Source organism: Roseofilum acuticapitatum BLCC-M154 (genome assembly GCF_030068475.1).
Lineage (GTDB): Bacteria > Cyanobacteriota > Cyanobacteriia > Cyanobacteriales > Desertifilaceae > Roseofilum > Roseofilum acuticapitatum.
Map to the genome: position 1 here is coordinate 1 of NZ_JAQOSP010000038.1, position 11,826 is coordinate 11,826.

Genomic DNA, 11,826 nt, shown 5'->3' on the forward strand with positions numbered 1-11,826 from the left:
TGAAAATTGGAAAAGAGAAGCGGGCAAGATGCCCGCACTCCTCGAATTCTTTGATATGACTGGAGTGGGAGCATCTTGCTCCCTGGATTTTTAATTAGGGTATTTCCGCTTCGCGGACATGAATAAGCGAACTTGATATAATGCCCTATCTCCCCATGTCGCCATCAATTTGATAGCTGAACCACTCGGTTCCCTGGGAAGTGGGGCGCAAGAGTCGCCAGGTTTCTCCCTCGATCTGTTGTTGTAGATAGATTTCAAAGGGATTTTGGCGCTGTTTAAGGGTTTGTTCAGAGAGTTCGATCTCTAGGTTATAGGTTCCTTGGATATGGAATGTGGGTAATTTTTGGTCAGGGAGGCGATCGCTGTTGGTAATCTGAATCCCTTTAACCTCAATTTGGGGCGATCGCTCAAGATGCAGAGGAGACTTAAGTTCTTCTTGAGTCAGATGCAGTTGTAGGGCGATCGCCTTGTTCACCAAAGCTTGATTCGGACTGCCCCCCGTAGCACTACAAGCCACTAACAGCCCCATGAAAACCACCACCATCAGTGTACCGATCCATTTCCAGACTCTATCCATAACCGCACTATTACCCTCTCAGAGCAATCCCATTGTATCGGTTTACAGTCCCTTTGAAGGGAGAAGCCCAAAGGAAAAACTTGGACTCATTCTTAAAATTATTTAACTTTCCTAAAACTTTCGTTTCAGATGTAACGGAGATCGGAGGGACTAAAGGAAGGCTTCACACCTCAAATACAACATGCTATAACTAAAAACAAATACAGATGAGAGGTTAAGCCCTTGATGGCTCACACACCACAAGGGCTTAACCCCCTAAAGCGACATCTACCAGAAAGGTCAAAAAGGACATGGAAATTTGGGTCATTAGTTTATTTCTCATTGGTCTAGGTTTAGCCGGATTTGGGACAATCTGGACAATGGTCATCTCCTTTAGTGAAAGCATTTTCTGGGGAATCTCTTATCTTTTTTTGCCCTTGATCGGTGCTATCCTATTTGTCTATCTAAAATGGCATAAAAAAACAGTAAGAATCAGTTTTTTGACTCAAGTGTTTGGCGTGGTTTTAATGATCGGTAGCGGCATTTTTATGCTAGTCCAAAATTGGAGTTTTCAAAATCTCATTGCTCGCTGGACTCCCCAAAGAAAATCAGAACCAGCTATGACTCAACTGGTTCTGAATTATCCCACTGAACCTGCCCTATCCGCAGAGCCTCCACCCAGCTATGAACCCTCTATTTCCCTGAAATCCTATACCTCTCGCTCTCAATTCAAGCGCTACATGGAAGTGGGTTATCAGGCCTTTGATGTTGGGGATTATCACACTGCTTTAATTAACTTTGAACAAGCCTTAAAAGAGCGTCCCGATAATATTTATGCCCAAAAAGCATTTGAAAACACCAATCGACACATTCAACAGAACAGCTATACCCATTTCATGAAGGCTGGATATCAAGCTTTTGAGGCTAAAAACTATGCAATCGCCCTCCAAAACTTTCAAACAGCTCTACAATACCGTCCTGGAGACTCCTACGCCCTCAAAGCCATTGACAATGTGCAAGATAAAATTAACCGCTAATCTGGGGACTCTTTTCAGATTAGCTCTGGTTGTAACTCAATGGTAAATCGAGTTCCCCCTTCTGGCGATGAATCATACCAGAGTCGTCCATGATGTTTTTCCACAATAATCGTATAACAGATCGATAATCCCAAGCCAGTACCTTTACCTGGCGGTTTAGTGGTGAAAAAAGGATCGAATATTTGAGAGTGGATAGACTCTGGAATTCCAGCGCCATTATCAGCGATCGAAATCCTGACTTGCGATCCTTCTAGTTCTGTTTTAATTTTAATCTGGGGGTCATCTCCATTATTCTGATATAAGGCATCAATAGCATTATTTAACAGATGCATAAAAACCTGATTAAGTTGGGCAGGATAACAATTAATTAAAGGGAGATCGCCATACTCTTTCAACACTTGGATCTCCCGTTCATTATTCTTAACCCTGAGACGATGATTCAAAATGACCAAAGTGCTATCAATTCCCTCATGAATATCCACTGTCTTCATGTCCGCTTCATCCATGCGAGAAAATGTTCTTAAGGAAGCAACAATCCCCTTGATTCTTTCTGTTCCCGATTTCATGGAAGCTAGGATATCCTCTAAATCTTCCTGGATAAACTCTATATCCTTCTCTTCTAAAGACTTTTCAATTTCAGGCACTGGATCGGGATAAGCCTGTTGATAATTTCTCAGAAGTTGCAATAAATCTTGGGCATATTCTTGAACATAATCTAAGTTACCATGAATAAAAGTTACAGGATTATTAATTTCATGGGCAACTCCAGCGACTAAATTTCCTAGACTCACCATTTTGGCATTTTGGATCATCTGTGCTTGGGTGCGTTGTAGTTGCTCTAGGGTTTGACGCAACTCTTGGGCTTGATTTTTCGTTTTTTCGAGTAAATCAGACTGTTGAATGGCAACCCCTAGTTGTTGACTAATTTGACTGACAAATTCTATTTCAATGGCACTCCAAACCCTAGATTGACCACACTCATGAATACAGAGCAATCCCCAGAGTTCTTTCCCTTTGACTAAGGGAGCGACTAGATTAGCTCTGACTTGAAATTGGGCTAAGATATCCCGATGACAATCACTAATTTGGGGAGCATAGATATCTGGAATGGCGCTGATGCGGCCTTTTAGGTATTGATCGGCAAATTCCTCTCCAAAACAGCGATCATATACCTGAATGGACGTTGCCGGTTTCCAGGGAGCGCGAACATCCTCACAAATGACTTCACCTTGTCCGACCAAATTGGGATTTAATTGAAACACTGCTACTCGGTCGGTTTTGAGAACATCCCGCAGTTGCACAACGGTAGTCCTCAAAATGGTGTCGAAATCTAGAGATGAGCGGATTTTGGCGATCACTTCTGTCAGTAAGCGATAATAAATGAGGCGATCGTCGGATAGATTATAGCGAACATCTTGACCGGCTTGATTCCAGGTGAGTGTCATCTTTCCTTCGGGATCGGACAAAGCATTATTTCTCATACCTTAATATCCTCTTTTGCTCCTAGTCTTTTGGTTATGAATCGACGGGAAATATATTTTTTTGTGGAAAATTATCACTAAAATTTTCTTGGTTATAGTGATAAACGGTGCGAATGGGATAGGGAATATTAATTTCTGCTCCATCGCAGGCATTTTTTAATGCTAACATTACACGGGTTTGAATGCGACGCACATCGGCTTTATGGGGTACTGTCCAATAGCGTACTTTTAAGTCAATGGAACTATCACCAAAGCCAATAATATCGACTTCTGGGATGGGTTCGCCTAACACACCATCGACTCCAGAAATGGCTTTATACAGCACTTCGATCGCATGGGAGAGGGGGGTATTGTAGTCTACTCCGATCGCCAGATCCGTGCGACGACGGGGCAAATTGGTCAACACTTCCACGGTGGAGGTAAACACGATGGAGTTGGGAACGACAATTAACTCTCCTTGATAGGTGCGAATTTGCGTCGAGCGAATAGAAATCTCTTCTACGGTTCCCTCATGACTATCGACAATAATTTGGTCGCCTAAACGGAAGGGTTCTTGTAAAAGGAGTAAAACTCCGGCCAGGAAGTTTTTAAAGATATCTTGGAAGGCGAAACCAATGGCGACGGAACTTAAACCCAGTAATCCGATGATATCGCCCAAACGCAGGTCTGGAAAGGCGATTACACTACAAATTAGAATCCCTGTTACCCAGGTTGCCACATAACTGAGTTGAATCAAGAGAGAGCGCAAGGACTGGTTTTTAATCGTCATCTCTGTTATACGATTTGCCACTCTGCGGGAAAATTTAGCGGCCCAGGAGGTAAAAATAAAAAAGGCGATCGCCACTAAAAGACCCGGAAGCGCCTCAATTCCGGCTCCCACCAGATTCAGGATACTTCTTTGGATTTCTTGAAATAATACATTCATAGGGATTGGGGAATCTTCAATATTTTTTCGTTATTGTATAGCGCTACGGGGTTGGGGAGATGGGGAGATGGGGATTACCCATTAACTCACCCATTAATTCAATAAGAATCGGGGAGGGGTGAGCCAAAATAGATCGCTGTTGCCCACTGGAGAACCCACATCAGGTAAGGCAATACCGATAATACCGGCTTTTTTGACAATCAAGCGAGATTTGACTTCTCCCCATACCAATAACTCGGCCCAATGGCCAAGATTCGGTTCATGTCCGACTAAGGCTAAATTTTCATACTTGCGCCATTTTTTACCTTCCTGCCACCAGGATAGAAGGTGGCCTTCCGGGGCTAGATCCGATGAAGTTTGTAATGCCTTACTGAGTCCCACGGTTTGCAAAATCTCTGCTGTTTGTTGGGCCCTGACTAGGGGACTGGTCAAAATTAAGTTAAATGTTATGCCTAATTCTTGTAAGCGATGGGCAACCTTGGTGGTTTTCTTGATGCCTTCTGGGGTTAGGGGACGTTGGCGATCGCCTTGGCTATAGTCGGCTCGGTTCGCGGCTATACCATGCCGGATGAAGTAAACGTTAGTCATTGTTGTTTATTCTAGATTGCCAAATTGTTCTTGATAACGCTCTAAAAGTGCTTGTAACTCTTCAGCTCGCTGCTCTTGTTGTTCGGCTCGCTGACGTTCTTGTTCGGCTCGTTGCTCTTGTTGTTCGGCTCGTTGACGCTCTTGTTCGGCTCGCTGACGTTGTTGTTCGGCTCGTTGATGCTCTTGTTCGGCTCGCTCCGAAGCCTCTTGCAACGCATCTACTAATTCATCGGGAAGTAACAGTTTTTCTCCCGTATCTTGCCGATAAAATCCTATCAGCTTTCCTTCGGGAACCAGCCGTAAGTTTAGGGCTTGGCTAAGGCTATTGGTAATGGGTTGATAGGTTCCACTCACTAAACGATATCCTTCTAATTGCTCTTCAATCCATTCTCCTTTGGGGTCAAAGAGCCAATATTCTTCTACATCCAGTTGTTCGTAGAGGTCTTTTTTGAAGACGCGATCGCGGTCTCTGGTACTTTCTGAGGTCATCTCGAAGATTACTTTGGGCACTTGCCCTTCTTCCCAAATTTTATAGTTATCTCGCCCACCAGGTTCTACGTCAAAGATGACCATCACATCGGGAGCGGTTCGCAACTTGGGAAACCCTTGGGAATAGTAGAGAAATTGGTCAGCGAGGACGGTGACTCGTTGACCTGCCAGATAATTTTTCAGCACTTGGAGAGTCGTGAGTATTGCATAGCAATGATCGTAAGTTTCAGCCATAGGTTCACCGTCCGCACTGGGGTAAATAATGGAGGAATTTGGAGAAGTTTGGGGAGTAATTAGGGAAGTCATAGGGATTTAACTGGTGCATTCGTTTTCAGGTTGGAGTAGCCATAATCCAGTGTAGGTCATGCCAGAATTATCGGGTTGAATGAGGAGGAAATGAAGTCCTTTACTCTGTTGTTTTCGCTGTTCGTATTGATAACCGGCTTGACGAACTTCGCGATCTTCAAAGGTGGTGATAATCCAACGATCGCTCAATCCGGATTCTAAAATCAGGCCATCGGGTTGACCGGGAATAAAGTTGAGGCTGATGGGGTTAGCTTCGAGGAACCATTGAGTGAGTTGTAAAGATTGGCGATCGCCGTCAATAATGACTCCGGGAATAGAGACGGTGGAGGGAAGACCGAGATTAATGGGCCACAGGTCTTTGGGTAGGGATTTAATGGGAATGGGGCGATCGCCGATTCCTTCGATGAGATCTTGAGCGTTAATGGTGGCAAACCGCCAGCGATCGCCCCATAATTCTTCGGGTAGGGGGAGCGGAGGGGGTCGATCTAGGGCGATGGGTTGCTTTAATTCATCGACGATCCACTGTTTGAGGGTGGGGGTGCGTCGGGTGGGAATCAGTTCAATACCGAGGGCTTGAGCGACGGGTTCGAGTAAATGGAGGGTGGTGGGACGGAACACCAGCAGGCGATCGGGAAGAGTGGAAAACTGCTTTAATTGACTCAGTAACCAATCCCGACTCAGTTCTGACTGGGGACAAAGTGCCCGATAACGAAACTCACCAGGGGACGGCTCACAAATCCACAATTCCCAGAATTCCTCCTGGGTATCGGTTTCTGAAGGTCGGCGATAACAATCTACTTGCCAAGTCTGCATAGGAATCGATCCAATCGTTATGTTTTCTTTACAGGAGATTCCGTTTGGGAAAAATCATGTCATCTTAGATCCTATGCTAACCCAATAATTTCTAGAATTGCTTATGGAACCTGCCCTGACTCAATTTGGTACTCAGATGTCTCGTCTTAGTGGAGTACGAGCCATTATGAAAGATATTATTGAAACATTGCGTGCTGGAGGAGGGCAGCAATTTATTAATTTGAGTGCGGGGAATCCGGTGATTTTACCGCCCGTGGAACAGATGTGGCGGGAATGTACGACTGATTTACTGGCGAGTCCTGAATATGGGGAAGTGGTTTGTCGATACGGATCTTCCCAAGGCTATCAGCCGTTGATTGATGCGGTGGTGAATGATTTTAATCAACGCTACGGCTTGAATTTGAGCGATCGCAATATTCTGATTACTCCAGGTTCTCAGTCGGTCTATTTTTATGCAGCGAATGCCTTTGGGGGCTATACCTCTGAGGGAAAACTTAAGCAGGTGGTTTTACCCTTAAGTCCTGAATATACGGGTTATGGGGGCGTGTGTTTAACGCCGGAAGCATTAAAAGCCTATAAACCCACGTTAGATATTGATGAAAGTAATCATCGGTTCAAATATCGCCCCGATTTTAGTCAGTTGAAAATTACAGAGGATACGGGCTGTTTAATTTTTTCCCGTCCCTGTAATCCCACGGGTAATGTTCTCACGGATGAAGAAGTCAATAAAATCAGTGGGTTAGCTTCCGAATATGATGTACCGGTGCTGATTGATTCTGCCTATGGGCCACCTTTCCCCGCCTTGAATTTTACCGAAATGACTCCCCAATTTGGCGGGAATTTATTGCATTGCATGAGCTTATCGAAGGCGGGATTACCTGGCGAACGGATTGGGGTGGCCATTGGCGATCCCGGTCTAATTAGCATTTTAGAAGCCTTCCAGACCAATTTGTGTATCCACTCCTCACGCTATGGTCAGGCGATCGCCGCCAGAGCCATTCAATCCGGTCAACTGGCAAATTTGTCAGAAACCGTCATTCGTTCCCATTATCAAGGCAAATTTGCCCAATTGGAAGCCAGTTTAACCGAGGCTATGCCCCAATCTTTACCCTGGTTTTTACATAAAGGAGAAGGGGCGATCTTTGCTTGGTTATGGCTGCGCGATTTACCGATTACCGATTGGGAACTCTACCAAAATCTGAAAAAAGTCGGCGTGATTGTGGTTCCCGGAAGCACATTTTTCCCTGGATTAAAAGAAGAGTGGGCCCATAAAAATCAATGTATTCGCATTAGTTTAACCGCCACCGATGAGGAAATTGTCACCGCCATGGGCAGACTTGCCAAAGTCGTAGAAGAAACCTATCTTCAAAGTGCAGTATCTCGTTAATGGGTAATGGGGGAGCGTTGAAGGAGTGCAAACATCTTGCTCGCTCCCTTTCTCTAGCGAGCGAGCAGACAGATGATACTTAAAGCGAGTATTGCTAAGATGAGGAAAGTAAAATTCCGATTACAGAAAATCCTGAGATGACGACTATTGCCATTATTCCAGAATTCGGCGATCGCGATCTCCCCACCCGATACCGAGCAATTTGCGGCGAGCAACAAGCAGTTGGGGAAACACCCGGTCAAGCTTTAGACCAGATTGAGCAACAATTGAGGGATTTAGAGATCGGGCGAGAAAGTGCAACGGCTATTATTTTACACCGCACTCAAGGCGATCGCTTTTTTTCTAGAGAACAACAAGAAAAGCTACAAGATCTAATGACTGAATTTCAGGGAAGTCTAGCAACTGGAGAGCCTCTTCCTGGGAACACCCAGCAAGCACTCAATAACTTAGTCGAAATGGAGTGGGAAGCGGCAATCAAACATTCTCAAAACCTTCTCCAACAAATCCAAAGCGAACCGAATCAAAGCGATCGAATGTCGTGAATCCCAATTATCCCATTGTGGCCGAACGTGCTGGACATCAATGCGAGTATTGCCATGCACCTGAAATTGTTTTTAACCTTGCTTTAGATTGCTTGCATATCAATTCATGTAAATCCCAGCAACCTAGCTACCCTAATCTATTTCCCATTCCCTAGCGCGAAGCGCTATAAAGTTTATGAATCAAAATGAATGGATTGAAATTGGTCATATTGTCGCTGCTCAAGGACTAGATGGAGAAGTGCGAGTTTATCCCGATTCTGATTTTCCAGAGCGGTTTTTGGAACCGGGAACACGCTGGATACAACCCTTGGGTGCAAAAGCTCCCCAACCCATTGAGCTATTGGAGGGGCGCTTAATTCCGGGAAAGGGGTTATATGTGGTTACCTTGGACGGAATTGACACCCGCGAGCAAGCGGAAGCGTTGCAAAAAGCGAAACTTTTGGTTCCTGTGAGCGATCGCCCCCAATTAGAGGATAATGAATATCATGTCCAAGATTTGCTCGGTTTAGAGGTTTACATACAGGAAACCGGACAAAATTTAGGTGTGGTCGTTGATCTCATTACTGCTGGAAATGACTTATTAGAAGTCAAATTACTGAGTCAGAACAACGAAGAAGAAAATCCAGAAGAGTCGGAAGTATCTCCTAAACCTACTCCCAATCGTAAAAGTAAAATCAAAAAGCCGCGCCGCAAAACTAATCGACCGAAAACTATTTTAATTCCTTTTGTGCAAGAGATTGTACCGGTGGTAGATTTACAAAAGGGGAGAATAGAAATCACGCCCCCTGAAGGATTGATTGAGTAGAAATGAGTAATTTGATCCCCCTAAATCCCCCTTAAAAAGGGGGACTTTCCTATTCCCCCCTTTTTAAGGGGGGCAAGGGGGGATCTTTTCCTGTTGTCCACCTATACAGCGCAAAGCGCTATATTATTATGATTAAAAGTCCCCTACGCTATCCGGGTGGGAAAGCCAAAGCGATCAAACAAATTATTCAACATTTGCCCAAGGAATTTGACCAAGGCTGGGAATACCGCGAACCCTTTATTGGGGGCGGATCTTTATTTATGTACTTGAAACAGAAATATCCTAAGTTAAAGATTTGGATCAATGACTTGAATCCCGAATTATATTACTTTTGGAAAGTTGCCCAATCTGATTTAGATCAATTAGTCGGGGAAGTGCGTCAAATTAAGGCAAGCTGCACTGATGGTAAGCGGTTGTTTCGGGATTATTTAAAAGTTAACGTAGAGCAGTTATCGGACTTAGAGCGAGCGGTTCGGTTTTTTGTCCTCAACCGGATTAGTTTTTCGGGAACTGTGGAATCGGGGGGATTTTCTCAGCAGGCATTTTTACGACGGTTTACGGATTCTTCGATCGATCGCTTGGCGAAGTTAGTCCCGGTTTTGCAGGATGTGAAAATCACTAATTTGGACTATAGCGAAGTGCTGAAACCGAAGGGTAAACGGGTATTTATTTTCTTAGATCCACCCTATTTGGTTGCTAAAAAATCTAAATTATATGGCAAAGATGGCGATCTTCATACTAGCTTTGATCATCAGCGCTTTGCCCAAGAGATGAAAGATTGTTGTCATGGTTGGTTGATTACCTATGATAATTCGTTAGAAATTCGAGAAAATTTTCAGTTTGCTCAGATTTTTGAGTGGGAGTTGCAATATGGGATGAATAATTATAAGCAAGCTTCAGCCGAAAAGGGTAAGGAGTTATTCATTACTAATGGTGCTGAAGTATCCTAAACTGAAGATTGCCTTACTTATGACCTCTCTTCCATGGATGCACCTCTCGAACGGATTCAATTGTCGCAAACGGCGAAGGATCAACTGACGAAGTTGAAACGGTATACGAAGATTGAACAGTGGAATATTCTCTGTCGTTGGGCGTTTTGTCGTTCTTTGGCGGAACCGTCGATCCCTTCTCCGGTTCCGATTCCTCGCGATAGTAATGTGGAGTTGTCTTGGCGGGTGTTTGGGGGGGAGTTGGCGGATGTTTTGGCGATCGCCCTTAAACAACGCTGCATCAATGATGGACTCGGCACTGATCCGGAGACTTTGGCGCTTCAATGTCGCCGCCATATCCATCGCGGAATTGGCTATTTGGCGGGCGATCCGAATCTGAAGAGGATTGAGGATTTAATTCGGTTGTGCGATCGCCAGTAGGGGCGGGTTTGAAACCCACCCCTACTTTATTGATAATAGTTATAGATTAGTTTGGGTTATTTACTCGTATAAATTCATAGAAATTCTGATTAATACGTGGGTTGACAAAAGGAAATTAATCATGTATAGCGCTTATGGTATAGGCTATTGGAGAGAATTTACAAAACTTAATTTCAAATTTAATTAGGAATTACTCTCATTAGCTGTACAATAACTTGTGGATTCATTTTTAGTAACTTTTCTCAAAAGAGACGACAAGACAACCATGAGATTCAACCGACGACACTTTATTCTGGCTGCGGGAGCAGGAATTGTAGCAGTTGCGAGTAAGGAGATAATCAGTAGAGTGCCGGCGATCGCCCAACGGACAACTGTAAACCTCTATTCCTCTCGTCACTATGACACTGATGATGAACTCTACGAGAGCTTTTCGCGAGCAACAGGAGTCAGAGTGAATCTGATTGAAGGGGAAGCAGAACAACTGATTGCACGAGTTAAAAGCGAAGGAGCCAATACCAGAGCTGACATTTTATTAACCGTTGATGGGGGCAACCTGTGGCGAGCCAAACAAGATGGCATCCTACAACCGGTTAGTTCTTCGACCCTGAATAGCAAAATTCCCAGTAATCTCAGAGATCCCCAAGGTCATTGGTTTGCTTTCTCGAAGCGGGCTAGGGCGATTATGTACAACAAGAATAAGGTGAGTAAATCGCAACTTTCGACCTATGAGGATTTAGCCGATCCCAAATGGAAAGGAAAAATCCTGATTAGAAGTTCGAGCAATATTTATAATCAATCTTTGGTGGGTTCCCTGTTAGCGGCCCATGGTGCAGACAAGACCCTGGCTTGGGCTAGAGGGATGGTGGCGAATTTTGCGCGATCGCCGGAAGGCAATGACACAGCCCAAATTCAAGCCTGTGCTGCGGGGATGGGTGATATTGCCATTGCTAATAGCTACTATCTAGCTCGTTTAGGTAAATCTAGCCGACGAGAAGATCAACAGGTATTTAATACGGTAGGGATCTTTTTCCCCAACCAAACCGGCCCCAATGGTCGCGGAACCCATGTCAATATCAGTGGGGGAGGTGTGGTTAAGCACGCCAAAAATAGAGAGGCGGCGATCGAATTTTTAGAACATCTAGCCGAGCGTGAAGCTCAACAGTTTTTCGCTGAAGGTAATAATGAATATCCGGTGGTTGCTGGAGTCTCCCTCGATCCAGTGCTGCAAGGGTTTGGCAGTTTCAAATCCGATCCGCTCAACCCGGATGTGTTCGGTAAAAATAATGCTGAAGCTTTAAAAATTATGGATCGAGCGGGTTGGAAATAGTCGGGTTGAGGGGTTAAAAAGCGGGCAGTTGAGGAATTATATCAAGTCCGGATAAAGGGTGATATCAAGTCCGGTTTCCGCAAGCGGACATGAAAATTTGTTAAGAAGCGGGCAAGATGCCCGCACTCCTCGAATTCTTTGATATGACTGGAGTGGGAGCATCTTGCTCCCTGGATTTTTAATTAGGGTATTTCCGCTTC

Annotated in this window: 13 protein-coding genes; 7 read left to right on the forward strand and 6 right to left on the reverse strand. The window is 44.5% G+C overall.

The window, feature by feature from the left end; genetic code table 11:
* Positions 1 to 145: 145 nt before the first annotated feature.
* Complete coding sequence (locus PMG71_RS05485) at positions 146 to 577, reverse strand: hypothetical protein (RefSeq protein WP_283752643.1); 432 nt, start codon at positions 575 to 577, stop codon at positions 146 to 148.
* Between the two features lie 290 nt (positions 578 to 867).
* On the opposite strand from PMG71_RS05485, the gene PMG71_RS05490 reads away from it, so the two are divergent.
* A complete protein-coding gene (locus tag PMG71_RS05490; protein ID WP_283752644.1) occupies positions 868 to 1,593 on the forward strand; it encodes a hypothetical protein in 726 nt (241 codons plus the stop codon).
* Between the two features lie 14 nt (positions 1,594 to 1,607).
* Here the strand turns inward: PMG71_RS05490 and PMG71_RS05495 are convergent, their stop codons facing one another.
* The 5 genes from PMG71_RS05495 to PMG71_RS05515 all read right to left on the reverse strand — a co-directional run bounded on the left by PMG71_RS05495 (position 1,608) and on the right by PMG71_RS05515 (position 6,195).
* Positions 1,608 to 3,074 (reverse strand): sensor histidine kinase, encoded by a 1,467-nt coding sequence (locus tag PMG71_RS05495; protein ID WP_283752645.1) that lies wholly within the window; start codon positions 3,072 to 3,074, stop codon positions 1,608 to 1,610.
* A 34-nt stretch (positions 3,075 to 3,108) separates the two neighbouring features.
* A complete protein-coding gene (locus PMG71_RS05500) occupies positions 3,109 to 3,999 on the reverse strand; it encodes a mechanosensitive ion channel family protein (protein ID WP_283752646.1) in 891 nt (296 codons plus the stop codon).
* 93 nt (positions 4,000 to 4,092) lie between these two features.
* Positions 4,093 to 4,587 carry a phosphohistidine phosphatase SixA gene (gene sixA, locus PMG71_RS05505; RefSeq protein ID WP_283752647.1) on the reverse strand — a complete coding sequence of 165 codons (495 nt, stop codon included), beginning with the start codon at positions 4,585 to 4,587 and terminating at the stop codon, positions 4,093 to 4,095.
* A 6-nt stretch (positions 4,588 to 4,593) separates the two neighbouring features.
* Positions 4,594 to 5,382 carry a Uma2 family endonuclease gene (locus PMG71_RS05510; RefSeq protein WP_283752648.1) on the reverse strand — a complete coding sequence of 263 codons (789 nt, stop codon included), beginning with the start codon at positions 5,380 to 5,382 and terminating at the stop codon, positions 4,594 to 4,596.
* 6 nt (positions 5,383 to 5,388) lie between these two features.
* Positions 5,389 to 6,195: a Tab2 family RNA-binding protein gene (locus PMG71_RS05515; RefSeq protein WP_283752649.1), complete on the reverse strand. Its 807-nt coding sequence runs from the start codon at positions 6,193 to 6,195 to the stop codon at positions 5,389 to 5,391.
* A 103-nt stretch (positions 6,196 to 6,298) separates the two neighbouring features.
* Here PMG71_RS05515 and PMG71_RS05520 point away from each other — a divergent pair, with 103 nt between their 5' ends.
* The 6 genes from PMG71_RS05520 (at position 6,299) to PMG71_RS05545 (ending at position 11,626) form a co-directional block, all read left to right on the forward strand.
* A complete protein-coding gene (locus tag PMG71_RS05520) occupies positions 6,299 to 7,582 on the forward strand; it encodes a valine--pyruvate transaminase (protein WP_283752650.1) in 1,284 nt (427 codons plus the stop codon).
* A gap of 137 nt (positions 7,583 to 7,719) precedes the next feature.
* Positions 7,720 to 8,124 (forward strand): hypothetical protein, encoded by a 405-nt coding sequence (locus PMG71_RS05525; RefSeq protein ID WP_283752651.1) that lies wholly within the window; start codon positions 7,720 to 7,722, stop codon positions 8,122 to 8,124.
* 175 nt (positions 8,125 to 8,299) lie between these two features.
* Positions 8,300 to 8,929: a ribosome maturation factor RimM gene (rimM, locus tag PMG71_RS05530; RefSeq protein WP_283752652.1), complete on the forward strand. Its 630-nt coding sequence runs from the start codon at positions 8,300 to 8,302 to the stop codon at positions 8,927 to 8,929.
* Between the two features lie 128 nt (positions 8,930 to 9,057).
* Positions 9,058 to 9,879 (forward strand): DNA adenine methylase, encoded by an 822-nt coding sequence (locus tag PMG71_RS05535; protein ID WP_283752653.1) that lies wholly within the window; start codon positions 9,058 to 9,060, stop codon positions 9,877 to 9,879.
* Between the two features lie 33 nt (positions 9,880 to 9,912).
* The gene (gene dndE, locus PMG71_RS05540; protein ID WP_283752654.1) at positions 9,913 to 10,299 is read left to right on the forward strand and encodes a DNA sulfur modification protein DndE; all 387 of its coding nucleotides are present in this window, start codon (positions 9,913 to 9,915) and stop codon (positions 10,297 to 10,299) included.
* Positions 10,300 to 10,564: 265 nt separating this feature from the next.
* On the forward strand, positions 10,565 to 11,626 hold the full coding sequence (locus tag PMG71_RS05545) for a Fe(3+) ABC transporter substrate-binding protein (protein WP_283752655.1): 1,062 nt from the start codon (positions 10,565 to 10,567) through the stop codon (positions 11,624 to 11,626).
* Positions 11,627 to 11,826 lie beyond the last annotated feature (200 nt).

Excerpts from the sequence above, each read along its gene's own strand:
- PMG71_RS05515 (WP_283752649.1), bottom strand. The coding sequence starts at position 6,195 with ATGCAGACTTGGCAAGTAGATTGTTATCGCCGACCTTCAGAAACCGAT.
- PMG71_RS05490 (WP_283752644.1), top strand. The coding sequence starts at position 868 with ATGGAAATTTGGGTCATTAGTTTATTTCTCATTGGTCTAGGTTTAGCC.
- rimM (WP_283752652.1), top strand. The coding sequence starts at position 8,300 with ATGAATCAAAATGAATGGATTGAAATTGGTCATATTGTCGCTGCTCAA.
- PMG71_RS05510 (WP_283752648.1), bottom strand. The coding sequence starts at position 5,382 with ATGACTTCCCTAATTACTCCCCAAACTTCTCCAAATTCCTCCATTATT.
- dndE (WP_283752654.1), top strand. The coding sequence starts at position 9,913 with ATGGATGCACCTCTCGAACGGATTCAATTGTCGCAAACGGCGAAGGAT.
- PMG71_RS05520 (WP_283752650.1), top strand. The coding sequence starts at position 6,299 with ATGGAACCTGCCCTGACTCAATTTGGTACTCAGATGTCTCGTCTTAGT.
- PMG71_RS05535 (WP_283752653.1), top strand. The coding sequence starts at position 9,058 with ATGATTAAAAGTCCCCTACGCTATCCGGGTGGGAAAGCCAAAGCGATC.
- PMG71_RS05495 (WP_283752645.1), bottom strand. The coding sequence starts at position 3,074 with ATGAGAAATAATGCTTTGTCCGATCCCGAAGGAAAGATGACACTCACC.
- PMG71_RS05545 (WP_283752655.1), top strand. The coding sequence starts at position 10,565 with ATGAGATTCAACCGACGACACTTTATTCTGGCTGCGGGAGCAGGAATT.
- sixA (WP_283752647.1), bottom strand. The coding sequence starts at position 4,587 with ATGACTAACGTTTACTTCATCCGGCATGGTATAGCCGCGAACCGAGCC.
- PMG71_RS05500 (WP_283752646.1), bottom strand. The coding sequence starts at position 3,999 with ATGAATGTATTATTTCAAGAAATCCAAAGAAGTATCCTGAATCTGGTG.
- PMG71_RS05525 (WP_283752651.1), top strand. The coding sequence starts at position 7,720 with ATGACGACTATTGCCATTATTCCAGAATTCGGCGATCGCGATCTCCCC.
- PMG71_RS05485 (WP_283752643.1), bottom strand. The coding sequence starts at position 577 with ATGGATAGAGTCTGGAAATGGATCGGTACACTGATGGTGGTGGTTTTC.